Annotated in this window: 23 protein-coding genes and 1 pseudogene; 13 read left to right on the top strand and 11 right to left on the bottom strand. The window is 66.5% G+C overall.

Annotation, left to right across the window (positions count from 1 at the left end):
• Window positions 1-52: 52 nt before the first annotated feature.
• The 7 genes from MSP7336_RS24520 to MSP7336_RS19095 form a co-directional block, all read right to left on the bottom strand.
• Window positions 53-1,333, bottom strand: a complete 1,281-nt coding sequence (locus MSP7336_RS24520; RefSeq protein WP_181786849.1) for a hypothetical protein — start codon at window positions 1,331-1,333, stop codon at window positions 53-55.
• A gap of 141 nt (window positions 1,334-1,474) precedes the next feature.
• Window positions 1,475-1,648, bottom strand: coding sequence for a hypothetical protein (locus MSP7336_RS23890; RefSeq protein ID WP_181786847.1), 174 nt, complete (start codon window positions 1,646-1,648; stop codon window positions 1,475-1,477).
• The gene (locus MSP7336_RS19120; RefSeq protein ID WP_113964348.1) at window positions 1,645-2,199 is read right to left on the bottom strand and encodes a hypothetical protein; all 555 of its coding nucleotides are present in this window, start codon (window positions 2,197-2,199) and stop codon (window positions 1,645-1,647) included. The genes MSP7336_RS23890 and MSP7336_RS19120 overlap by 4 nt, the downstream gene beginning before the upstream one ends.
• 72 nt (window positions 2,200-2,271) lie before the next feature.
• Complete coding sequence (locus MSP7336_RS19115) at window positions 2,272-2,499, bottom strand: hypothetical protein (RefSeq protein ID WP_069397862.1); 228 nt, start codon at window positions 2,497-2,499, stop codon at window positions 2,272-2,274.
• Window positions 2,500-2,549: 50 nt separating this feature from the next.
• A complete protein-coding gene (locus tag MSP7336_RS19110; protein ID WP_113964347.1) occupies window positions 2,550-5,201 on the bottom strand; it encodes a helix-turn-helix transcriptional regulator in 2,652 nt (883 codons plus the stop codon).
• 136 nt (window positions 5,202-5,337) lie between these two features.
• A complete protein-coding gene (locus MSP7336_RS24515; protein ID WP_181786845.1) occupies window positions 5,338-6,894 on the bottom strand; it encodes a PGRS repeat-containing protein in 1,557 nt (518 codons plus the stop codon).
• Between the two features lie 240 nt (window positions 6,895-7,134).
• A complete protein-coding gene (locus MSP7336_RS19095; protein WP_069397859.1) occupies window positions 7,135-7,683 on the bottom strand; it encodes a TIGR03086 family metal-binding protein in 549 nt (182 codons plus the stop codon).
• A gap of 95 nt (window positions 7,684-7,778) precedes the next feature.
• Between MSP7336_RS19095 and MSP7336_RS19090 the strand changes: the two genes are divergently transcribed.
• From MSP7336_RS19090 to MSP7336_RS19055, 8 genes are all read left to right on the top strand, one after another.
• Entirely contained in the window at window positions 7,779-9,734 is a 1,956-nt protein-coding gene (locus tag MSP7336_RS19090) for an aconitate hydratase (protein ID WP_113964346.1), read from the top strand.
• A gap of 50 nt (window positions 9,735-9,784) precedes the next feature.
• Window positions 9,785-10,486, top strand: a complete 702-nt coding sequence (gene lpqN / locus MSP7336_RS19085) for an envelope biogenesis lipoprotein LpqN (protein ID WP_069397857.1) — start codon at window positions 9,785-9,787, stop codon at window positions 10,484-10,486.
• 22 nt (window positions 10,487-10,508) lie between these two features.
• A complete protein-coding gene (fmt, locus tag MSP7336_RS19080) occupies window positions 10,509-11,441 on the top strand; it encodes a methionyl-tRNA formyltransferase (protein ID WP_069397870.1) in 933 nt (310 codons plus the stop codon).
• Complete coding sequence (locus MSP7336_RS19075; RefSeq protein ID WP_113964345.1) at window positions 11,438-12,823, top strand: RsmB/NOP family class I SAM-dependent RNA methyltransferase; 1,386 nt, start codon at window positions 11,438-11,440, stop codon at window positions 12,821-12,823. Before fmt ends, MSP7336_RS19075 begins: the two co-directional genes overlap by 4 nt.
• Window positions 12,824-12,828: 5 nt before the next feature.
• Entirely contained in the window at window positions 12,829-13,506 is a 678-nt protein-coding gene (rpe, locus tag MSP7336_RS19070) for a ribulose-phosphate 3-epimerase (RefSeq protein WP_069397855.1), read from the top strand.
• A 52-nt stretch (window positions 13,507-13,558) separates the two neighbouring features.
• Complete coding sequence (ribD, locus tag MSP7336_RS19065; protein ID WP_113965087.1) at window positions 13,559-14,578, top strand: bifunctional diaminohydroxyphosphoribosylaminopyrimidine deaminase/5-amino-6-(5-phosphoribosylamino)uracil reductase RibD; 1,020 nt, start codon at window positions 13,559-13,561, stop codon at window positions 14,576-14,578.
• Between the two features lie 184 nt (window positions 14,579-14,762).
• Window positions 14,763-15,746, top strand: a complete 984-nt coding sequence (locus MSP7336_RS19060; RefSeq protein ID WP_113964344.1) for a PE-PPE domain-containing protein — start codon at window positions 14,763-14,765, stop codon at window positions 15,744-15,746.
• A 41-nt stretch (window positions 15,747-15,787) separates the two neighbouring features.
• Entirely contained in the window at window positions 15,788-16,009 is a 222-nt protein-coding gene (locus MSP7336_RS19055) for a transposase (RefSeq protein ID WP_181786843.1), read from the top strand.
• Here the strand turns inward: MSP7336_RS19055 and MSP7336_RS19050 are convergent.
• A complete protein-coding gene (locus MSP7336_RS19050) occupies window positions 16,006-17,580 on the bottom strand; it encodes an MFS transporter (RefSeq protein WP_113964342.1) in 1,575 nt (524 codons plus the stop codon). The genes MSP7336_RS19055 and MSP7336_RS19050 overlap by 4 nt on opposite strands.
• The gene (locus MSP7336_RS19045; protein ID WP_069397852.1) at window positions 17,580-18,293 is read right to left on the bottom strand and encodes an LppX_LprAFG lipoprotein; all 714 of its coding nucleotides are present in this window, start codon (window positions 18,291-18,293) and stop codon (window positions 17,580-17,582) included. The genes MSP7336_RS19050 and MSP7336_RS19045 overlap by 1 nt, the downstream gene beginning before the upstream one ends.
• A gap of 81 nt (window positions 18,294-18,374) precedes the next feature.
• Here MSP7336_RS19045 and MSP7336_RS19040 point away from each other — a divergent pair, with 81 nt between their 5' ends.
• Window positions 18,375-18,968 (top strand): riboflavin synthase, encoded by a 594-nt coding sequence (locus tag MSP7336_RS19040; RefSeq protein WP_113964341.1) that lies wholly within the window; start codon window positions 18,375-18,377, stop codon window positions 18,966-18,968.
• A gap of 13 nt (window positions 18,969-18,981) precedes the next feature.
• Here the strand turns inward: MSP7336_RS19040 and MSP7336_RS19035 are convergent.
• A pseudogene (locus MSP7336_RS19035) lies at window positions 18,982-19,146 on the bottom strand (SDR family oxidoreductase); the annotation flags it as partial.
• Between MSP7336_RS19035 and MSP7336_RS19030 the strand changes: the two are divergent.
• The 4 genes from MSP7336_RS19030 (at window position 19,147) to MSP7336_RS19015 (ending at window position 22,021) form a co-directional block, all read left to right on the top strand.
• Window positions 19,147-19,623: a MarR family transcriptional regulator gene (locus MSP7336_RS19030; protein WP_113964340.1), complete on the top strand. Its 477-nt coding sequence runs from the start codon at window positions 19,147-19,149 to the stop codon at window positions 19,621-19,623.
• 175 nt (window positions 19,624-19,798) lie between these two features.
• Window positions 19,799-21,076 carry a bifunctional 3,4-dihydroxy-2-butanone-4-phosphate synthase/GTP cyclohydrolase II gene (locus tag MSP7336_RS19025; protein ID WP_113965085.1) on the top strand — a complete coding sequence of 426 codons (1,278 nt, stop codon included), beginning with the start codon at window positions 19,799-19,801 and terminating at the stop codon, window positions 21,074-21,076.
• A 1-nt stretch (window position 21,077) separates the two neighbouring features.
• On the top strand, window positions 21,078-21,560 hold the full coding sequence (ribH, locus tag MSP7336_RS19020; RefSeq protein WP_113964339.1) for a 6,7-dimethyl-8-ribityllumazine synthase: 483 nt from the start codon (window positions 21,078-21,080) through the stop codon (window positions 21,558-21,560).
• Window positions 21,557-22,021, top strand: a complete 465-nt coding sequence (locus MSP7336_RS19015) for a PH domain-containing protein (RefSeq protein ID WP_069397846.1) — start codon at window positions 21,557-21,559, stop codon at window positions 22,019-22,021. The genes ribH and MSP7336_RS19015 overlap by 4 nt, the downstream gene beginning before the upstream one ends.
• 566 nt (window positions 22,022-22,587) lie before the next feature.
• Here the strand turns inward: MSP7336_RS19015 and gjpA are convergent.
• Window positions 22,588-23,646 carry an outer membrane porin GjpA gene (gene gjpA / locus MSP7336_RS19010; RefSeq protein ID WP_113964338.1) on the bottom strand — a complete coding sequence of 353 codons (1,059 nt, stop codon included), beginning with the start codon at window positions 23,644-23,646 and terminating at the stop codon, window positions 22,588-22,590.
• Window positions 23,647-23,848: the final 202 nt, after the last annotated feature.

Below are 23,848 nucleotides of genomic sequence, written 5' to 3'. Positions count from 1 at the left end.
CCGGCCGCCAGGGTGACGTTCCGGCGAATCCTCGTAGCGTGGCTCATGACCCTTACCCCTTGTCTTGACCGGGTGTGCCCGTCGTGCCCGGTGTGCCGTCGTCGCCGCCTGGGCCACCGGGGAAGCCATTGCCGCCGGTTTGATCGTTGCTGCCGGTGCCGCCGCGACCGCCGACACCGCCGCTACCGTCCCCGTTGGGACCCGGTAGCCCGCCGGGACCCCCTTTGCCGCCGTTGCCACCGACGCCATTGAGCCCGTCGCCGCCGGCGCCGCCGGTGCCGCCGCTCCCCCCGTCGCTGGTGAGGCTGGACCGGCGGCCGTCGCCGCCGTCGCCGCCGGCACCGCCGACGCTGGACCCACCGTTGCTGATGGCGTTACCACCGGGGCCGCCGTCGCCGCCGGCACCGCCGGTGTGTCCGTCGAACCCGATGCCGCCGTCGCCGGCTGTCGTGAACGAGCTTTGGAGCAACAGCCCCCCGGGACCGCCGTCCCCGCCGGTGCCGCCGGGGCCGCCGAAACCGCCGAGGCTGCCGGCGTTGCCGCCGTTGCCACCGTCGCCGCCGTCGCCGCCGTGGCCACCGACTCCCAGGAGCCCTGGACCGGGCTTACCGCCGGTCCCGCCGAACCCGCCGTTACCGCCTCTGGCGCCGTTGCCGATCGCGGTGGCAGAGTTTTCGCCCGCTCCGCCAGGACCACCAAGGCCACCGGCCCCGCCGTTGCCGAACAACCAGCCAAGGCCGTCGCCACCGATTCCGCCGGATCCGCCGGTACCGCCGTTACCGTCGGCGGCGGTCCCTGCTGGCCCGCCGTCGCCGAACCACAACCCGCCGTCGCCGCCGTCGGCCTCGGCTTCCGTGCCGCCATCGATTCCCGGAGCGCCATTGCCGATCAGGTCTCTGTCAAACAATGCCTGGCCGATCGGGTTGATCAGGTTGGTGTCGATCCATGACCCGATGGGGCTATTGATCCAGTTCTGGTCGGCTTGGTGAACCGGGGCGTAGATCCAGGTGTTGAACCACTCAGCGATGGCCGGATCGGGCGTCACTGCGGCAGGGAAGGCCACCGCCTGATCGGCGATGCTGGGCTCCCAGGCCTGAGGATCGGTGAGATTGGCGAAGAAATTGGCTAAGGATGCGTCCCACGCGCCGGGATCGACAAAGCTCTGCCAGGAAGCGGGATCGCCCAGGTTCTGCGCGGCATCCCCCACGCTCGGACCCAGCAGATCGATGACCCAATCGAGGTCGAAAACATCGGCGCTGGCCGTCGGCGCGATGGCCAACGGGGCCATACCGAACGCCAAAAATGCGCTGACTGTGCTGCCTACGCCGATCATGCGAGCGCCACGACGCAGCGGGGGTCGACGTGGCAGACGCTTGGGCTTGCTGTGGTGTCGACGACTCATCGGCTTCTCACTTGGTCACTGTTTGCAGCGAGCATCTCGCCGCGTGTGACGCGGTGTGTAAGTAGCGCGCTACTACTTTCGCGGCAGGAGCAGCGACCGGCCTGAGAAGAACGGCGCGATGTGGAAGATGAAATCGGCGAAGAGAGACTCCGCGCCCAAATTGTCGCCGAGCACACCGGCGACGTCTAAGTCGCCGCCGAAGCCGGCCGAAGCGGCGCTTCCGAGACTGCCGAAAGGATCGATCACGAAAGCGAGGTTGCCGCTCCCGGCTTCAGCGTCAGCGAATGTGTTGTATGTGGCGGCTGTAGTGAGATTGCCCAAGAAGTCCGCGAGGTCGAAGTTGGCAGCTGTAGCGCCGGAGCCGAAACCGGCGTTGGCAACGGCATCCTCGCCAATAGCGGTAGCGGAGTCGAAGCTGCCGTTGAAGCCCGCTTGGGCGTAACTCGAGGGGCCGACGGCGCTGGCGAAGTCAAATTGTTGCCGGCGCCCACTACGTTGAGACCAGCCACAGCGGTGCTGCCGATTCCGTCGGCGCTGGCAAAGTCCCCGAAGCCGCCCTCAGCTACCGCGTCGCTGCCGTCACCGTCGGCGATCGCGAAATCCCCGATGCCGGAGGTGGCGTGCGCGGTGCCCACCTGGAACAGGGTGAACCCGTCGATCGAGATGGCGAAGTTGTTCGGATCAAACGGCGTGAAGGGGTCGGCGGAGGCCGTTGTCGGTATAGCGGCCGCAGCTGCCCCGACGACGACTCCGACGGCCAGCCCACCGAGCCGGTCGCTACGTCGCGTGTAACTCATCGGATTCCCTTTTTCGACGTCCGTCAGGCGAGAATGCGCGGCGCCACGTCGCAGTGCGTAAGTAGTGGACTACTACAATTCCGCGTCCTGGTCGCTGGGCTTTACCGGCCGCTCCTGGGCTGCGGCGAGTTTGGCCTCGGCGATGCGGTACAAGCCGGCCAGTGCCGACACGTCGATGTCGAGGTACTCGCAGATCGCGTCGGGGGTGACACCGGCGTCGCGCAATCGCAGCGCCAACGAGTAGGGCAATGGCAGTGCGCGCAGCGCCCGCTCTCGCTGTGCGGCCGAATCGTCGGACATCTGACCAGCTTGCAGCGCACGTGGGCGGTGGATCTACGTACTGCTCTACTTCAGTTTGAGCCGCTACCGCCGTGCGTGCTGACCTGCGGGTGGCGTGGCAACAGCGCGGCAAGCTCTTCGCGGCCGGCAGCGCCGGTCTTGGCCATCGCACGGTAGATGTGTGTTTCCACCGTGCGCACCGACAAACACAGTCGCTCCGCGATCGCGCGGTTGGCCAGGCCGTCAGCGAGCATCATGACGATCTCGCGCTCACGAGATGTCAATGGCAGCGGTTCGATGGCGTTGGCAAGCGCAGGCGTGCGGGCACCACCACACTGCCGGGCCAATGCCTCGGCGCGCGCAGCGCACCCGAATGCCGACCCGCGCCGACCCTCGGTGCGGTATACCACCGCGGCGTGCGCGGCCGCGTCAAGCGCGGCAACATTATCACCTATACGTTCGAATTCCCTTGAGACGGATTCAAGTTCACGGCTATCGCGCGCGTGTAAAGCGGTGGAGAATCGGGCCGCCGCAATGACACGCGGTCCTTCGACGAACTCACTGAGATCGTGCAGGCGAGACCACGTGGAATCGTCTCCAAGCTGCGTCGCGGTTTGCAGACAAACGACTTCGGCCGCGAATTGGTCACGGCTTCGCGCGATTTCGGCAGCCGACAGCACCGTATCGATCGCCTGGCTGACAGCTCCTTGCGAGGCTGCCGCCCAGGCGTGCGCAAGTGCACGTTCGTGGTCCACGCACTGCCAGCTCGGATGACGGTGTAGCTCAACAAGTTCGAGGGCTGCTGCGGCCCCATCGGTTACACTGCGGATGCCCAGCGCAATTGCGTAGTGGATCAAGCATTTGTACCAGGCGCCGTTGCCTGCCTCGCCGGCAACGGAAAGCATGTTGCTGAGCGGTTCGAGCAGCGAACAGGCGGTGCCAAGGCGCCCGGCGCCCAGCGCGGCTCTACCTGCCACCAGATTGGTCAGCAGTCGAGCGCTACCTGGCAGATCGACAGCTTCCTCAGCCAGTCGATGGGCCACCTCTTCGGCCTGCCCAACCATTCCGGCCAACAGCAGCGCGCCCACGTGAGCGTCGGCGAGAACCACTCCCATCAGCGGGGCGTCGAAAGCTGGGGTCAGCAAGCGATATCCGGCCGCTGCGGCGGCCACGGCGTCGGCGATGCGGCCGGCGTCGCCGGCTCCGCTGGTGATTGCCCAGGCAGTTTCGATCGCAACGAGGCCAGGCAGCTGTTCTAGCACAAGGTTTTTCGAGCGTTCCATCGCCGCGGCCGGGTCGCCCATCGACGCCCAATACACCGTCAGAAACGCCTCAAGGCAGCCGCGGCTTTCTTCGGGTGCGGCGTGCCATGCGTCGTCGACGAGCTTCTTCGCCCCGGCCGGGTCTGAAAGAGCCCAGAAGAGAGTGCTGGCCCGTAAGAAGATGAGCCTGGCATTGTCGGCGTCGGTGAAACCCTCACTCGGGCAGCTGATCAGTACCGCGTTGGCTTCGTCACTTCGGCCGAGCGCCGAGAGTGCATGCGCGCGAATGAAATACGCTTCCTGCCCAGCGCCGGTGCGCATCGCCGCCTCTGCCAGCCGATCAGCTAATGGCAGATCAGTCAGCCACACCGCGCCCCGGGCCGCCGTGAGCAGCAGGTCCGGTTCCAAAGTCAGGTCCGAGTCAAGACTCAATTTCGCGCGCTGCACCACAGTTTGGATGTCGTCGCCCCCGTCGGCGTTCGCCAGCTCGGTGGCAACGAGGCCGCGCATCCGGCGCAGTCTGGTCGGCGCCGCGCGCTTTTGGCGGACCAGGGCGTAAAGCGGGTGCGCCACCCGGACCTCTGTCCGATCGCCGACGCGCTCAACCGAGATAAGGCCGCGTATGTCAGCCTCCTCGACTGCCGCTGCGTCTGTGATCCGTTCCAGGGCGGCCAGCTCGATCGGCTCGCTTACGGCCAGCGCGTCGAGCACGTCAGCGACGGCGGTGGGCAATGTCCCGATCCGCGATTCGATGATGTCCGCCAGCCCGGCGGGTACCACCGGATCGCCGATCCACACCCAATAACCGTTCTGCTGCACGAGCCGACCGTCGGTGACTTCCTGTTCGACAATGTTGCGCAGATATAGCGCGTTGCCGTGGGTCAGTCGCCAAAGCCGCGATGCGTCATCGGGATCCACCTGCCCGCCCAGTGTTGCAGCCAGCAGCTGCGCGGTGTCGTCGCGCGCCAGCGGCTGCAGGTCGAGCCGGTCGAACGGCGCAGCCGCCCAGATCTCCTGCGTTGCGGCCGGAACGGGATCGCGGCTACGAACGGTGAGCATCAGCTTGGCGGCACGCCGCTGCACGATGCGATGAAGAACGAAGGTCGACAGGTCATCGAGCAGGTTGACATCATCGACCCCGATCACCACCTGGGAGCCTTCCGGCGTCGCCGTCAGCGCCTCGATAACCGCGCGCACGACGTGCAGCGTCTCGCTGCCCGCCGTCGGCGCCCACGACTCCAACGCACCCAGAGGAACTTCGCGTGCCGAGGATGTGCCTACGGCCCAACGTGTTGTGCACCCGTTACATGCAGCGCTGCGCAGTGCTTCGCGGGCAATGCGGCTCTTGCCCACTCCCGCCGAGCCGCAAATGAGTATCCCGGCATTCTCCGGGTCGGCTATCGCGGCCTGGATTACCCGCATTTCCTCGGCGCGCCCGGTCAGCGGCCAGGAGTACCGCATGCGGTCAAGGCTATGAGTCGGGTAGGGCACCGTGCAGGCAAATGAATTAACCGAGAAAACGCTTGCGGGTTGGCGCCGGCGCGGTGCCGCGGATCACCAGGCGCGTCGCTGCCGTCGGCTTCCTCAACTTGGGGCTCTAGATCCCGGGGCTGCCGGGCGCGCCGGGAAGGCCGTCTTGACCGCCGAGGCCGCTGGCGCCGTCGCTGGTCCCGCCGTCACCGCCGGGCCCGCCCAAGCCGCCGATCCCGGGCCCGCCTCCCTGGCCGCCGGGCCCGCCGGCTCCGTCAGCGACGGTGCCCGGTCCGCCGTCGCCGCCCGGCCCGCCGTTCCCGCTGACAGGGATGGTGCCGCTCGGTCCGAGGAGTCCGCCGTCACCACCGTGGCCGCCGGTGGTACCGCCGACCCCGCCCGTCCCACCGGTCCCGCCGGTGCCGCTTTGACCTCCGTCGCCTCCGTCGCCTCCGTCGCCTCCGGTGCCGTAAATCGTCGCTCCGCCGGCTCCGCCACGCCCGCCGGGTTCGCCTTGACCGCCGCGCCCACCGTTACCACCGTCTCCGCCGACCACCAGGCCGCCACCGCCGTCTCCACCGCGGCCGCCGATGAGGCTGGATCCGCCGTGCCCGCCGGCCCCGCCGGCCCCGCCGTCGCCAATGGTGGCTGCCCCGCCGTTCCCGCCGGGCGCGCCTGCGCCGCCGAGCCCACCGAACCCGCCTGCGCCGCCGTTCCCGCCATTACCGATCAGCGCGCCGTGACCACCGTCGCCGCCGAACCCGCCGTCCCCGCCGTGGCCGCCGGCACCACCGGTGCCGCCGAGATTGAGACCGCCGAGGCCCGGAGCGCCCTGAGCGCCGCGGCCACCGGCACCGCCGGCGCCGCCGGCGCCACCGTTGCCGAACAACGCGAACTGGCCGCCGTCACCGCCGGCACCACCGAGGCCGCCGGCCTTACCGGAGCCACCGCTGCCGTCGGGCTGAACGGTCCCGGCGATACCGCTGCCGCCCGCACCGCCGTCGCCGCCGTTGCCCATGAACGACCCACCGTCACCGCCCGCCCCGCCGTTATCGGCGTTGATCCCGGCGCCACCGTGGCCGCCATTACCGATCATTCCGGCATCCCCGCCGGCGCCGCCCACACCGGCCGCGGAGGTGGCGCCGTTGCCGCCATCGCCGAACAACAACCCGCCGTCACCACCATTGGCCTGGGCCAGCGTCCCGCCCGCGACGCCGTCGGCGCCATTGCCGATCAAATCGCGGCCGAACACTGACTCGAAGAACGGATTGACCGCATTGTCGAACGCCTGCCCGAACGGGCTGGCGATAAACGCTTGCTCGGCGGCGTGTATCGGTTCATAGATGAGCATGTCGAACTGCTGAGCAAGTGTTGGGGCAGCTACCGGTAACGCAACGGCATTCAGGTCAAATTCCGGTAACGGCGTGGTACTCAAGCCGAAGTCGCTCAACAGACTTTCCAAGCCGACGGTGGAATCGACAGGGCCCACGACCAAGCTGGGGTCGAGGAGATCGAGCAGGTCGTCGAATCCGAAATCCGCGTTGGCCACCGGCGCGATGGTCAGTGGGGTTATCGCGGTCGCCAGCAGCACCCCGGCACTCGCGCCGATACCGATGATTCGGCGACGGGGGGCCTTCGTTTTTCGCGTCCGGCGAACCCGCATTGTGTTGTGCTGGCCTGCCATTGCTCTACCCCTTCTATGCCGTCAGAATCGGACCCACCAGCCGGAATTACGTTGCTACACCGTGAGATCGGCTCAGCTACCGACTCATCGCGGACGTCAACACGTGCGACGTGGTGGTGTCTGTGCAGAGCCTGTCGTGCGCTGCGTCGCGCCGTGTACGTAGTGCGCTACTACAATTTCGCGGGTTTCACGTCACGCATACTTCAGCGTGATTTCAGCGGCGCCGTCGGTACGGACCGTTCAGTCGACCTTTCGGCCGAGGAACGCAGCGAGCTGGTCCGCCGGCGCCCGGTCGGCCGCGCATGGCTGTGGCTCACCAAACGGTCGTCCGGGGCCGCGGAACTCGGGCTGGACGAGTTGCCGCGCGGCGGCGAGCTGCGTGGCCGCCAGCTCGGGATCGAAATGCACCGACTGACTACTGGCAATCGCGAGGTCCCAGGCGTGGGTCAGCACATCGATGGCGCGCATCGGAAGGAAAAAGCGTCCGGGAACCGGCCCGATCGGCAGCTCGAAAATGGCGTCCATCGCGCCGGGGCTGGTGAATGCCTGCTGGGCGGCTGCCGCGGTCGCCCGGTGCGCGTCGAGCAGGTTGTCGGGGCGGTTCGGCGGCTTTTCATAGACGCCTATCCCACACGCGACCAGCTCGTTGCCGCTCAAAACGTGCTCGATGAGATCACCGATCGCCCATTCCGAGCAGGGTGTGGGCGCGCCAAGTTGGGCGGCGCTGATGTTGGCCAGCACGGTGGCGAACGCGTCCTGGGCCAGCTCGTGCCCAACCAACAAATCCACCGGATTCGCCCTTCGTAGGTTCCAGCTCTGCCGGCGATCCTCGTCCGGTAATTAGATAAGAGCAAGAAGCGGTTCGGCTGGGTACTCGGTACCTCATGGCGCAGAACATCACGCAGAAATTGATCGAGTCACATCTGGAATCCGGTGACATGACGCCGGGGGAAGAGATCGCCATCCACATCGACCAGACACTGACCCAAGACGCGACGGGCACGCTGGTGATGCAGGAACTCGAGGCGCTGGGGCTCGATCGGGCCCGCACCGAGGTCAGCGTGCAGTACGTCGACCACAACCTGCTGCAGACCGACGAAAAGAACGCCGAAGATCACGAGTATCTGCGTACCGCCGCGCAGCGGTTCGGGCTGTGGTTCTCCAAGCCCGGCAACGGGGTGTCTCATCCGACGCACATGCAGCGGTTCGGCATTCCCGGCAAGACCATGGTCGGGTCGGATTCGCACACCCCGGCCGCCGGCTCGCTGGGGATGCTGGCCATCGGGGTAGGCGGGTTGGAGGTGGCGTTGGCGATCACCGGGCGGCCCCTGCCCATCCGTATGCCCGAAGTATGGGGTGTGCGGCTGGAAGGCGAACTGCCGGAATGGTGTTCGGCCAAAGACGTCATCCTGGAGATGCTGCGTCGCCACGACGTCAAGGGTGGGGTGAACCGCATCATCGAGTATTACGGGCCGGGCCTGGGTGGCCTGACTACGATGGATCGCCATGTGATTGCGAACATGGGCGCCGAACTAGGCGCCACCACAACGGTTTTCCCGAGCGACGAGGCCGTACGGGAGTTCCTGCGCAGCGAGGACCGCGAGGACGACTGGGTGGAACTGCTCGCCGACGACGGCGCCGGCTACGACGTAGACGAAACCATTGACCTGTCGGCGCTCGAGCCGCTGATCGCCAAGCCGTCGTCGCCGGGCAACGTGGTGCCGGTATCGGAGGTCGCCGGCGAGGAGATCGCCCAAGTGGTCATCGGGTCGAGCGCCAATCCCGGGCTCCGCGATTTCGCGATCGCCGCCGCGATGGTGGCCGGACGACAGACCGTCCCGCAGGTCAGCTTCGACATCAACCCGACGTCGCGGCAGATCCTGGCCGACCTGACCAAAATGGGTGCGACCACCGAGCTGGTGATTGCGGGGGCACGGATCCACCAGAGCGGATGCATGGGCTGCATCGGCATGGGGCAGGCGCCGGCCGTCGGCCGCAATTCGTTGCGCACCATGCCCCGCAACTTTCCGGGGCGCTCGGGCACCAAGGAGGACTCGGTCTGGTTGTGCTCGCCGGAAACTGCTGCCGCATCGGCGCTGACCGGTGTGATCACCGATCCCCGTGAATGGGCGAGCAAGGCGAAAATGGATTACCCGAAACTCGATCTGCCCCAACAAAGTTCAGTCAACACCGCGATGCTGGTAGAGCCGCTGCCCGAAGACGAGGCCCGGCAGGTCGAGCCGGTGAAGGGGCCCAATGTCTCCGACTTGCCGGAGCTTTCGCGGTTGCCCGACGAGATCGAGGGGCCGGTGCTGCTCAAAGTGGCTGACAACATCTCCACCGACGAGATTTCCCCGGCCGGTGCGCGCGCATTGCCGTTTCGCTCCAACATTCCCAAACTGGCCGAGTTCAGTTTCACCCAGATCGACGAGTCTTACCCCGACCGGGCTCAACAAACCGGCGAAGCCGGGCACGTCATCGTCGGTGGTGACAACTACGGTCAGGGCTCATCGCGTGAGCATGCCGCGATCGCACCGCGCTACCTGGGTCTTCGCGTCGTCATCGCCAAGTCGTTCGCCCGCATCCACTGGCAAAACCTGGCCAACTTCGGAGTTCTGGCGCTTGAGTTCGACAACCCCGACGACTACGACTCGGTCGACCAGGACGACACGTTGCGCCTGACCGATCTGCGGACCAATTTGGCGAAGCAGGACACCCTTCAGGTCGACAACCTCACCAAAGAAACGTCTTTCACTGTGCGCCACCGACTTTCGCCGCGACAGGTCAAAGACGTGTTGGCCGGCGGACTGATCCCGCGGCTGGCCGAAGAGGAACGGTAGCCTTTGCGAATTCGCCATTGATTACCTCGTGGTCGCGCTACGATGCGCCGATGAAATCGGTAGCGGCCAGCGGCCTGGTCATCGCGGCGATCTTGAGCATCGGGTTGGGCGGCTGCGGCTCAAGTTCCAAGAGCGACAGCGCATCGAGTGCATCGTCGACCGCGCCGGCGACCACCACGACCACCGTTGAACCACAAGCGAAAGTCGCGCCGCGCCCCAACATCGAGGGACCCAATCCCACCATCGCCGGCTACCTCAAACAGAGTGGGGTTACCCAAACACCGGTTCACCGCGGCGATCCGGGCGCGCCCGTCATCGACCTGCCCACCCCCGACGGTTGGGTCGACGCTGGGCCGGACACCCCGAAGGGCGCCTACTACGCCGTGATCTACACCGGCCCGGAAGCGCACAACTACACACCGAGCATCGTCGCGGTGGTGTCCAAACTCACCGGCGACGTCGACCAGCAGAAGATCCTTGATCTCGCTCCTGGCGAATTGAAGAACCTGCCACAGTTCGCGCCGATGGGCGACGGATCTTCGACCACCCTGAGCGGGTTTCCCGGATACCAGTCCGGCGGCACCTGGGTCGACAACGGCCTGACAAAAATGATCGCGCAAAAAACCGTGGTCATACCGGGCAGCGACGGACTGTACATGCTGCAGCTGAGCGCCGACTGCCTGGAAGACCAGCTCGATGTTGCCGCACCGGCCACTATCACGATCGACGACCAGACGAAGATCACGACATAGCCGGTATTCATAAGATGTGCCGGTGCGTCTTGTCTTCGCCGGCACCCCTGAATCCGCGCTGCCCTCGCTGCATCGACTCATCGAGTCGCCGCGCCACGAGGTTGCCGCGGTGCTCACCCGGCCCGACGCCGCGTCCGGTCGCCGTGGCCACCATCAGCCTTCGCCGGTGGCCCGCCTGGCGCTCGACCACGGTATCCCGGTGCTGCGGCCCCGGCGGCCCAACGCTGCGGAGTTCGTCGCCGAGCTCAAAGGACTGGCGCCGGACTGCTGCCCGGTGGTGGCCTACGGCGCGCTGCTCGGAACCGAGTTATTGGCGATACCGCCGCACGGCTGGATCAACCTGCACTTCTCGCTGCTGCCCGCTTGGCGTGGTGCGGCGCCGGTACAGGCTGCGATCGCGGCCGGCGACACGATCACCGGGGCCACCACATTCCAAATCGAGCCGAGCTTGGATTCCGGACCGGTCTACGGCGTTGTTACGGAAGCGATCCGGCCAACCGACACCGCCGGGGATCTGCTTGAACGCCTGGCAATTTCGGGAGCCGCACTGCTGGAAAGAACCTTGGACGGTATCGCCGACGGCACGCTTACACCAGTGCCGCAACCGGCCGAGGGGGTCAGCTTTGCACCCAAGATCACCGTCGAGGACGCGCGGGTGCGCTGGGAGCTGCCGGCCCACGTCGTGGAACGACGCATCCGCGCGGTCACACCCAACCCAGGTGCCTGGACGCTGATCGGCGACATGCGAATCAAACTCGGACCGGTGCGCGTCGACCATGATGCGCCAAATCCACTGCAGCCCGGCCAGATCGAGGTCGATCGCCACATCGTACGGATCGGCACCGGCTCCGAGCCGGTGCAGCTCGGCGAAATCCAGGCGCCGGGAAAGAAATTGATGAAAGCCGCCGACTGGGCGCGTGGTGCTCGGCTGGATCCCGCGGCGCGCGCCTCATGACGCGACCGCATCGCGCAAAGCCAACGCGCGACAAGCGGCGGCGTAAACCGCTGGATCCGGCCCGCCAGGCCGCATTCGACGTGCTGCGAGCGGTCACCGAACGTGACGCCTACCCCAACCTGGCACTGCCGGCACTGCTGCGGGAACGTCAGATCACCGGCCGAGACGCCGCATTCGCCACCGAACTCACCTATGGAACCAGCCGCACCCGCGGCCTATTGGACGCGATCATCGGCGCGGCCGCCAAACGGTCGCCCGACGCGATCGACCCGGTGCTGCTCGACCTGCTGCGACTTGGTACCTATCAGCTGCTGCGCACCCGCGTTGACGTGCATGCCGCGGTGTCCACAACCGTGGAGCAGGCCGCAATCGAATTCGACTCGGCGCGCGCAGGTTTCGTCAACGGTGTACTGCGCACCATCAGCACCCGCGACGAGCAATCCTGGGTCGAAGAGCTCGCGCCCGACCGGGCCAGTGACCCGATAGGGCATGCGGCATTTGTTCACGCCCACCCACGCTGGATCGCCCAGGCGTTCGCCGACGCCCTGGGTGCGGCGGCCGGGGAACTGGACGCCGTGTTGGCCAGCGACGACGAACGCCCGTTGGTGCACCTAGCCGCCCGGCCGGGCGTGCTGAGCGCCGAGGAGTTGGCCGACGCGGTGCACGGCGTGGTCGGCCGCTATTCGCCGTATGCGGTGTATCTGCCCGCCGGTGATCCGGGCCAATTGGCGCCGGTGCGCGACGGGCGGGCGCTGGTCCAGGACGAAGGCAGCCAACTGGTGGCCCGGGCGCTGACCCTGGCGCCGGTGGCCGACGACGGCGGCCGCTGGCTGGACCTGTGCGCCGGGCCGGGCGGCAAGACCGCACTGTTGGCCGCCGTGGGTGCCGGTGTCGGTGCCCGGGTCACTGCGGTCGAACCGGCCGCGCACCGCGCCGATTTGGTCGAGCAGAACACGCGGGGCATGCCGGTCGAGGTGCTGCGCGTCGACGGACGCGACAGCGGGCTCGACGGCGGTTTCGACCGGGTGCTGGTCGACGTGCCGTGCACCGGACTGGGTGCGCTGCGTCGTCGGCCCGACGCCCGCTGGCGGCGTCAGCCCGCCGACATCCCGGCACTCACCCGGCTGCAGCGCGAGCTGCTGGCCGCCGCGATCGCGCTGACTCGGTCCGGCGGGGTGGTGCTGTACGCGACGTGCTCGCCACACCTGGCCGAGACAGTCGGTGTGGTCGCCGACGCCGTGCGCCGCCACCGGGTAGATGTGCTGGATGTCCGGCCGTTGTTCGAGCCCGTCGCAGACCTGGGGGATGGCCCCTATGTGCAGTTGTGGCCGCATCGGCACGGCACCGACGCAATGTTCGCCGCCGCACTGCAAGTACGCTGACGACCATGAGTCGGCCCCTGATAGCACCATCGATTCTGGCCGCCGATTTCGCCCGGCTGGCCGACGAGGCCAGCGCTGTTGAAGGTGCCGATTGGCTGCACGTCGATGTAATGGACGCGCATTTCGTGCCCAACCTGACCATCGGGTTGCCGGTGGTGGAAAGCCTGCTGCAGCACACCGATATTCCGATGGACTGCCATCTGATGATCGAGGATCCGGACCGTTGGGCGCCGCCGTACGCGGAGGCCGGCGCTTACAACGTCACCTTTCACGCCGAGGCCACCGACAACCCGGTCGGCGTGGCACGCGACATCCGGGCCGCCGGCGCCAAGGCCGGGCTGAGCATCAAACCCGGCACGCCACTGGAGCCATATCTGGAGATACTCAAGGACTTCGACACATTTCTGGTCATGTCGGTCGAGCCCGGCTTCGGTGGCCAGGAGTTCATCCCGGAGGTATTGAGCAAGGTGCGCACGGTGCGCAAGATGGTCGATTCCGGAGAGTTGACCATCCTGGTGGAGATCGACGGTGGCATCAACTCCGACACCATCGAGCAGGCCGCCGAGGCGGGTGTGGACTGTTTCGTCGCCGGGTCGGCTGTCTACAACGCGGATGACCCCAAGGCCGCCGTCGAGGCGCTGCGACGGCAGGCCCGCGCGGCCTCCGCGCACCTGCGCGGATGAGCCGCGTCGACGACGATGATGCCGGCGTAGCCGGGATGGAGGAGTGGCGCAGATGAGTACGGCGGCGGCACTCGACTACGAAGCCGCCATGCGGCTTGCCGTCGAGCACGCGGATCTGGTGAAGGGCGCGACGTACCCCAATCCGCCTGTGGGCGCGGTCATTCTGGATTCTGCGGGCCGGGTGGTCGGAGTCGGCGGCACCGGGCCGGCCGGCAGTGCCCATGCCGAGGTGGTGGCGCTGCGGCGGGCCGGCAGTCTGGCGGCCGGTGGCACGGCCGTCGTCACCCTGGAGCCGTGTAACCATCACGGCAAAACCCCGCCCTGCGTGGACGCCTTGCTCGACGCGCGGATCGTGTCGGTGGTCTACGCCGTCGCGGACCCTAACCCGGTGGCCGCCGGCGGCGCGGCCCGCCTCGCCGCCGCCGGCGTGCGGGTTGTACACGGTGTGGAAGCCGATCTGGTGGCCGCCGGCCCGCTGCGTGAATGGCTGCACAAGCAGCGGACCGGGCTGCCGCACGTGACCTGGAAGTACGCCACGAGCATCGACGGCCGCAGCGCAGCCGCCGACGGCTCGAGTCAGTGGATCAGCAGCGAGGCCGCCCGCGCCGACCTGCACCGCCGCCGCGCCGCCGCCGACGCCATCGTGGTGGGTACCGGCACGGTGCTCACCGACGACCCGGCGCTCACCGCGCGACTGGCCGACGGCAGCCTGGCCGAACGTCAACCGCTGCGCGTGGTTGTGGGTAAGCGCGAAATCCCTTCGGAAGCACAGGTTCTCAACGACGATTCACGCACCATGGTGATCCGCACTCATGATCCCTCGGAAGTGCTCAAGGCGCTGTCGGACCGCACCGATGTGCTCCTCGAGGGCGGCCCGACGCTCGCGGGCGCGTTTCTGCGCGCCGGGGCGATCGATCGCATCCTGGCCTATGTGGCGCCCATCCTGCTGGGCGGTCCGATCACCGCGGTCGACGACGTCGGGGTGCCCAGCATCGCGCGGGCGCTGAAGTGGCGCTACGACGGGATCGAGCGGGTCGGCCCCGATCTGTTGCTCAGTCTGGTCCCGCGCTAACTTTCCTTGCCGCGAGCGGGCGTGTTTGTACGCCGACACGCCGCAAAAGCCGTACAACTACGCCCGCTCGCGGAGCAGCGCGTCAGGCCTGCGGACCCACGGGTTGGTGCTTTTGGGGGGTATCGCCACAGGTAGCTTCTAACGTGTTCTTTACGAACTCTTAGGCTCGTCTTAGGGTGTCGGAATGAAGGTAACCAAAGCTTTGGCGCCGATCGCCGTTGCGAGCGTGATCGCTGCTGGCGTCGTCGGAACTCCGGTCGTCCGAACGGCATTCGCACGGGTGACCCTGCTGTCGGACACCGCGATCTTCGTCGGCGGGACCTTGTTGCCGACGCCGTCGGCGACGTTCGCTCAGACCGCGGCCGATCTCTTCCTGCGGCCGCTGGGCTTCGACGTCGGCGACGATCCGATGGTGTGCGTAATCGGTGTCGGCGACTGCGATGCCCCGCTGCAGGTGCTGTCCACCCCGCAACTCATCCTGCAGGGGCACAGCAGCTTCGCCGGGGCAGCCGAGATCGTGCAGGCGGTGCAGGCCGAACTCGCCGCCAACCCGGGCGGCTTCGACGCCGACGATCCGTTGTGGGTGTTCGGCTACTCGCAAGGCGCCACGGCCGGTTCCATTGCGATGGCGCAGCTGGCCCACGACGGTGTCGACCCGCAGGCGCTGCACTTCGTGTTCATTGGCGATCCGTCCGACGCGGACGGCGCCTGGCCGAATGCGCAGGGGGGTGACGCGTTCCTCGGCAAGCTCCTCGACTCGTCGATACTGGACGGCAACCAGACTCCGAACGACGCGTTCCCGACAACCATCTACACGCTCCCGGGCGATCCCGTCGCCGACTACAGTTCCAACTCCGCCCTGGGTCTGTTCTACGAGCACGTCATGTACCTGGGGCTCACTCCGGAGCAGGTCGCCGACCACACCGCAACCGTCGACGGCCTGATCACCAACATCGACATATCCGGTGACTTCGACCAGTTCGGCGCCTGGCTCAACGCGTTCGGCCACGGGCTGCTGGACAGCGGCACGTTGGAGGGTCTGTTCAATTCTGTTGTGGCCTTCGCTTACAACATCTTCGGCAACATCGAGGACTTCTTCACCGACTGGATGGGCATCGACTGGGGCGGGGTCGAGGAGACTCTCGATTTCTGGTTCCCGGAGGTCTGACCACTTAGTCAACGACGACTCCGCCGGTGAGATTGGCAACGGTGCCAGTCATCGCCCGGGAGCTGGGGATCCGCGACGGCACCCTGGGCAACTGGGTACGACTCGACGACCGAGCCAGCGACAGTGCAGATGGTCGGCTCAGCGAAAGTGAGCGCGAGGAACTCGAGCGGCTGCGCCGGGAGAACGCGGAGCTGGCAATGGAGCGTGATGGCGTTGTCGATGCGGACGGCGTGGAGTTCGACGTCCAGACCCGGCGAAGCTAAGCGTGCGGCCCGATGGGTTGCTGCTCCAGCGCGGCGGGTTCCTCGGCGTGCACCCGCCGGCTGCTGACCAGCAGGCCCAGCAGCGCGCCCACCGCGCAGACGACAGCGGTGACGATGAAGATTCCCCCGTACATCTCCGCGAAGGCCTGCCGGTAGAGGGTGGCCTGGGCCGCGATCCGCACCGCCAGGCTGGCGTTGTCGGGGACCTCGGCCGAGAGCTTCGCCACGATCTGCGGCAGCCGGTGGAAGCCCCACGCGCTCAGCGCGGCCACTCCGATCAGCATGCCGGTCATCCGCGCCACCACCACCGCCGCGGAGGCGATACCGTGCTGGGCCGCCGGGACCACCCGCAAGCTGGCGGAGGTCAACGGTGCGATCACCAGACCGAGCCCGAAGCCGGCGATGACGAGATCGGTGTCCATCGCGGGCAGCGAGATTCCGGCCACGACGTGGCGTTGGCTCAGTAGATCGAGCGACCAGTCGTGGATCAACCAATACCCGCCGGCCGCGATCAGCAGCCCGACGAAGGCCGTCACCCGGTCGCCCACCTTGGTCGCAATCCAGCCGCCCAACAAGGCCCCGATCGGCAGTGCGATGAGAAAGCGCAGCAGCAGGATGGCGGCGTCGTCTTGCTCCTTGCCCAGCACGCCCTGCGCGAAAAGCTCGACGTCGACCAGCGTCACCATCAGCGCCGCACCGGCGCACAGCGAGGCGCCGAGCGCCGCCAGAAACGGCCGGAAGTGCACACCTGCGGGTTCGATCAGCTTGGTCCGCGAAAAACGCTCCCAGAGCGCAAACAAGATCGCGAAGATCACCGCCGCGATCAGCAGCCAGCGGCCGTAGCTGGGCAGCACATGCTCGGGGTTGGGGTGCTGGTTGTACAGCCCGATCACCGCCAGACCCAACGTCGCCGCCAACAGCAGCCCCCCGACGACGTCGACTTTTTCCGGCTCGTCGCTGCGCAGCCGGGACGGCAGGCTGAACTGGATCATCAGCATCGCGCCCAGCGTCAACGGCACGTTGATCCAGAACACGTCTTGCCAGCGGTTCGTCAGCCAGACGATGAAGATCCCGTACAACGGGCCCAGCACGCTGCCCAGCTCCTGTGCGGCGCCGATCCCGCCGAGCACCGCGGCGCGGTTGCGCTGCGCCCACAGGTCAGCGCCGAGGGCCAGCGTGACCGGCAGCAATGCCCCGCTGGCCACACCCTGGATGGTTCGGCCGACGACCAGCATCACGAGATCGGTCGACATCGCTGTGACGACCGAACCGAGCAGAAAGGTGCCCAGGCTGACCTGCAGCAGCAGTTTGCGTCCGAACCGGTCGGAGGCGCGGCCCAGCAGCGGCATCGCCGCGATGTAACCCAGCAGGTACCAGGTGACGATCGGCGTGATCCGCTGCAGCTGGTTGATCGGGATGCCGACGGTGGTGATGATGTCGCGCATCACGCTGACCACGACATAGGTGTCGAGGGCGCCCAGCAGCACGGCGAGGCTGCCCGCGCTGATCGCGATTCCGCGCCCAGCCGGTGAGGCGATCACCGGCTCGGCGGTGGCCTGGTGGGCCGCCATCAGGTCACCGGCGGCTTCGACACCTGAACCGGCTGGCCCCAGTTCGACAACGTCATTTGCACGGAGTTGCCGGGGCTCTGTTCCAGCAGGATCTGCACCAGGTGGTGATCGCCGGTCTCCTGGATCCACGCGGTGACGGGCCGCGGTTCGGTCGCCTTCAATTGCGGCGCCAGGCCGTTGACGGCATCGGCCGGCGCTTTCCCGGTGATCTTGACGACGGTCTGGCCATCAACGGTTTCCCGCGACTCCGCCTTTGCGTCGGTCATCTTCGCCAGGACATTGGCCACACCGGTGTCCGGATTCAGGATCGCCGAGGGGTCGTAGATATCGGCGGCCGGGCCGAAGTCGTCCCACTTGCCGGCGCTCAGCGCCGCATACAGGTTGCCGTCGACGACCACGAAGTCGGCGTCGATGTCCGAACCCGAAAACGTGATCTTCGCGTTGCCCTTGGCGGCGGTGGGCGCGGTGGTCAGATCACCGGTCAGCGTCTTGACAGGCAACCCCTTGATCTTGCCGTTGACCGTCAACACCAGATGGACGCTCTTGACGTTCTTGGTGGTCTCACTCGACTGCTTGAGCAGCGTGTCGGCCTCGGGCAGCGGCGCACTGGATTCCTTGGAACCCGACGAACACCCCGCGACGAGGGTGGCAGCGATGGACAGGACGGCGAGGACGATGGGTAGGCGGCCGGTTAGGCGTCTGAGCGTCGGCATATTCGCATCGTAGAGGGAACCGCATTGGGACCCTTTGGGCGACGGTGGCAGCGGGCGGGCCCAAGTCACTAACCTGATGCGATGTTCACTGGGATCGTCGAGGAATTGGGCGAGGTCGTCGACAAGAGCGACCTGGGCGATTCCGCGCGTTTCACCATCCGCGGACCGGTCGTCACCGCCGATGCCGGTCACGGCGACTCGATCGCGGTCAACGGGGTGTGCCTGACGGTGGTCGAGGTGCTGCCCGGCGGACGGTTCACCGCGGACGTGATGGGCGAGACGCTGAACCGGTCCAGCCTGGGCCAGCTCGCTGTCGGCAGTCCGGTCAACCTCGAGCGGGCCGCGGCGCTGAACAGCCGGCTCGGCGGGCATATCGTGCAAGGCCACGTCGACGGCACCGGGCACATCGCGGCCCGCACGCCCGCCGAGAACTGGGAAGTGGTGCGGATCACATTGCCCGCCGAATTGGCCCGCTACGTGGTGGAAAAGGGCTCGATCACCGTCGACGGCATCTCGCTGACGGTTTCCGGCCTGGGAAACGACTGGTTTGAGGTCTCGCTGATCCCGACCACCCGGGAGTTGACCACTTTGGGCCGGGCGCCGGTGGGTACCGCGGTGAATCTCGAGGTTGACGTCATCGCCAAATACGTCGAACGGCTGATGGCGGCTAAGTAGGACCGGTGCGTAGTCAGACTGCCGTAGTGCCGCCGTCCACAATCAACTCCATACCGTTGACATAGGTTGAGTCGTCCGAGGCGAGAAACAGTGCGACTGTCGCGATCTCCTCAGGGCGGCCCATCTTTCCCCGCGGGATCAGGGATTCAAACTGCGCCTTCGTCTCCTCGTCGAACAGCTGCTCCTGTATCGGCACCCTCGAGAAGATCGCGCCTGGCGGGCCTTCCGGCATGCGCATCATCAGCTCGACGTGCGCCTGAATCGGGGCTTGCAAGAATCGGGCCTGTCGGGGGCCGACTACGAGGTCCTGGCGGTGCTCTCAGGCCACGAGGGAGACCGCATGCCCGCCCGCGAGCTGTGCAAGATACTGGGCTGGGAGAAGAGCCGTGTCTCCCACCAAGTGCGGCGGATGCAGAAGGACGGGCTGATCAGCCGCGAGCCCAACCCCGACGACGCCCGCAGCACCATGGTCTGCCTGCTGCCGGCTGGCCGCGCCGCCATCGAGAAGGCGGCGCCCGGGCACGTGGAAGACGTCCGCCGGAACTTCATCGACCTGCTCACCCCGGCTGAGCTCGACATGCTCGCCGCCCTCAACGAACGAGTTCTGCGCCACCTGGCCAAAGACGAAGACTCCCCGACCGACGACGAGCCCTGATCGCCTTCATCGCCGTGCGAATACGTCGAACGGTTGCTGACCAATCCCGCTGGATAAGCCACCGCAGTACCAGCGCCATCCTCGTGGTTCATACTGGATACAACACAAGAGCCCTGGCTAGGGGCTCGTCCGACGCAGTTCTGGCCTCGGTGGCGGAACGGACGAGGTGGCACAGATGACGAGGTTGGACTCCGTCGAGCGCGCGGTTGCCGACATCGCGGCGGGGAAGGCCGTCGTCGTCATCGATGATGAAGATCGAGAGAACGAGGGCGATCTCATTTTCGCCGCCGAGAAGGCCACTCCCGAGCTGGTGGCGTTCATGGTCCGCTACACGTCAGGCTATCTGTGCGTGCCGCTGGACGGCGCGATCTGCGACCGGCTGGGGCTGCTGCCGATGTACGCGGTCAACCAGGACAAGCACGGCACCGCCTACACCGTTACCGTGGACGCCAAAATTGGTGTAGGAACTGGTATTTCGGCATCTGATCGGGCCACCACGATGCGCCTGCTGTCCGATCCGACCAGTACAGCCGAGGATTTCACCCGGCCTGGGCACGTGGTTCCGTTGCGCGCCAAGGACGGTGGGGTGTTGCGCCGTCCCGGTCACACCGAGGCCGCCGTCGACCTGGCACGGATGGCCGGATTGCAACCGGCGGGCGCGATCTGCGAGATCGTCAGCCAAAAGGACGAGGGCGCAATGGCCCAAACCGACGAACTACGCGTCTTCGCCGACGAGCATGATCTGGCGCTGATCGCGATCGCGGACCTCATCGAGTACCGGCGCAAACACGAGAAGCACATCGAGAGGGTGGCCGAGGCCCGGATCCCCACCCGGCACGGGGAATTCCGTGCCGTCGGCTACACCAGCATCTACGACGACGTCGAACATGTCGCGTTGGTGCGCGGTGAGATCGCCGGACCCAACTACGACGGCGACGATGTGCTCGTCCGGGTGCACTCGGAATGCCTGACCGGCGACGTGTTCGGATCGCGCCGCTGCGACTGCGGCCCACAGCTGGACGCCGCAATGGCGATGGTGGCCCGCGAGGACCGTGGCGTGGTGCTCTACATGCGCGGCCACGAGGGCCGCGGTATAGGGCTGATGCACAAGCTGCAGGCTTATCAGCTTCAAGACGCCGGCGAGGACACCGTCGATGCCAACCTCAAGCTCGGGTTACCGGCTGACGCAAGGGATTACGGAATCGGCGCGCAGATCCTCGTCGACCTCGGGGTGCGTTCGATGCGGCTGCTGACCAACAACCCCGCCAAACGGGTCGGGCTCGACGGATACGGCCTGCACATCATCGAGCGGGTACCATTGCCGGTGCGGGCCAATGCCGACAACATCCGGTACCTGATGACCAAACGCGACAGGATGGGCCACGACTTGATCGGGCTCGATGACTATCACGAATCATTCCATCTGCCAGGCGAATTCGGGGGAGCTCTGTGACATGAGTGGTGGCGCCGGTGTGCCGGAGATGCCGGCACTCGACGCATCTTCAGTGAGGCTGGCTATCGTTGCCAGCACCTGGCACACCACGATCTGTGACGCGTTGCTGGCCGGTGCCTGCAAGACCGCCGCCCAGTGGGGTGTAACCGATCCGACGGTGGTTCGAGTGCTGGGCGCCATCGAGATTCCGGTGGTGGCACAGGAGCTCACCCGGGACCACGACGCCGTCGTCGCGCTGGGCGTGGTGATCCGCGGCGCGACACCACATTTCGACTATGTCTGCGACGCCGTCACTCAGGGGCTGACACGGGTGTCGCTGGATGCCTCGACGCCCGTCGCCAACGGGGTATTGACCACCAACACCGAAGAGCAGGCGTTGGACCGCGCGGGGCTGCCGACATCGGCTGAGGACAAGGGCGCCCAGGCGACGGCCGCGGCGTTGAGTACTGCGCTGACGCTGCGTGATCTGCGCGAAAAGTCGTGACCTCGCAGCAGAGCTGGGACGCCGAACTGCGTCCACACCTGACACCGTATTTCGCTTACGCCGCCGCGTTCCTGATCTTGGCCGCGCATATCGCGGTGGGCTTGTTGCTGAAGATCCGGTCCAGCGGGGTGATCTTCCAGACTGCCGATCAGGTCGCGATGGTTGGACTGGGTCTGATCCTTTCCGGATTCGCGTTGCTGTTCACCCGTCCAAGGCTGCGAGTCGGACCCGCCGGGTTGTCGGTCCGCAACCTGCTGGGGGACCGGCTGGTGCCCTGGCCGCAGGTGATCGACGTGTCTTTTCCCGCTGGGGCTCGCTGGGCGCGGATTGATCTGCCCGACGACGAGTACATCCCGGTGTTGGCAATCCAGGCCATCGACAAGGACCGCGCGGTCGAGGCCATGGACACCGTGCGAATGCTGGTGGCACGGTACCGGCGCGACCTGCGGGAGCAGACGTGAAAGTCCGTGGCCACAGGGCGACTAAGTAGTACTGCATCGGTTTCGGGCGAGAATGCAGTGGCGCACTACTGTGCTCGTCGCACCTAACGCAAGTGACGATTGATCGGGTCACACTGCCAACGAAAGAAGGCATGACGTGTCCGAATTAATCGTGGAACCCGCCGAACAGCGGGATCTCGTTCAAGAGTCTGAGCATGTTTTAGAAGAGGCGGGGCAGCCGTCGGTTGTCATCACCGAGCAGGAAGTAGTCTTCGGCACCGTTGCTGCTGTGGAGTTGCCTCGTACGAAGCCCAAGCACCGCGTGATTGCCGCCTTGCGCACGATGTTCGGGAGTTCATCGGAGGGTCCACCCCCGCCGGCACAGCCTTACTGTCTACCCCGGCGCGAGGACCTATATCGAGGAGGGCCACCATGGAACGAGAAATGCACAGGCTGTTACGCGATCCTGATCGTGACAGCATTCGCAACGGGCCAATACCTCGGAAATCACTTTCGCACACAATGATTGGCCGATTCACAGGGGCGAACCGGCCAATCATTGTTACGCACGGAAGAGACTCGCGGCTTTAGAACAGACTTGCCAGGATGTCCATCGGCTCTGTATCGAACAGGCCACCCAGCAGGTCGCCGCCGATGGCCGGGAACGCCAGAGCGTCAAGAGGGTTGCCGGTGCCGTCCCAGCCGATCGCCTCCGCGACGATCCGGGACAGGTCCGCCATGGCGGCAATCGGTCCGACTCCCTGGCCCACGATGTCCAGGTCTCCGAGACCCGGAACACCACTGAGATCAAGGCCGAGGGCGTTCAAGATCGAACCGCCGGCCCCGTCGACCACCGACCCGGGACTGAACAACCCGCCGAGGGCGAGGCTGAGCGAGTCGATGCTGGCGCCGTCCGGGAGCCCGACGATATTCCCTTGCTCTATCAGCGGTATCAGCGCACTGAGGTCGAGGGTCGTGCCGTTGAAGAAGGCGTTGGTGACGTTGGCGGGAATGTTGATCAGGTCTTGCAGCGCAGTCGTCGGGTCGGTGCCCAACGCGTCGATGGCGGCTTGGATGCTATTGCCGAACTCCACCAAGGGGCTGAGGACCGGGCTCAACGAGCTGATGAGGACACCGCTCAGCGGCGAGGACAAGAAATCAACGAGCAACGGAACCTGGCCGTCGCGCGCAGGGAAAATCCCCGGAATCCCTTCGGTGAGCGCTGTTTGCAGTACCTGATGTGGTGCGTCGAGCGTCTGTGACGTCAGCCCGTCGATGAAGTCCAAGTCCGCCTCGTCCTGGTCCGGGTCGATGAACGTGGCGGCCAGAAGCGCCGTCAAAAAGTTGATCTGGAAATCCTGCAAGGCTGTCGCCGGATCCTCGCCGATGAAGCCGACCTGGTTGACGATGGCCTGTTGCAGCGCCGCCTCGGGGGCTTCGAAGTAGAAGTCGGCGACCGCCGTCGCGTTGGCGGATGCGGTGGTGAGGGCGTCCAGAAATGGCGTGACGGGGTCGACGTCGGTTGCGAGTTGCACCACCCGGGACTGCGGACCAGCCAGCGGTGCTGCCACCGGGATGGCAGCGATGGCGCCTGCGCCGGCAAGCGCCACTCCGGCGGTGATCCAAGGACGAGTAGTGAGTTCCATACAGGCTCCTTGTCTGGGCGATTAGTAAAGGAAGCCTAACCTAACTTGTGACCAGACTGATGGTCAACTAAGGCCCTAGGCGCCCGGTTATCTCATCCGCCGTCGAGTCCGAATCAGTGATCGAAGATCGGTGACCCCGAAGGCTTTCCGTTACGGACAACCGGATCGCCGACGTGTGACCTTCCATTCACCACTGAGGTCG

It is taken from the genome of Mycobacterium shimoidei (assembly GCF_900417275.1).
In the GTDB taxonomy this organism is placed as follows: Bacteria; Actinomycetota; Actinomycetes; order Mycobacteriales; family Mycobacteriaceae; genus Mycobacterium; species Mycobacterium shimoidei.
Note: the sequence above shows the minus strand (reverse complement) of the source record. Positions and strands in the feature narration are given on the sequence as shown.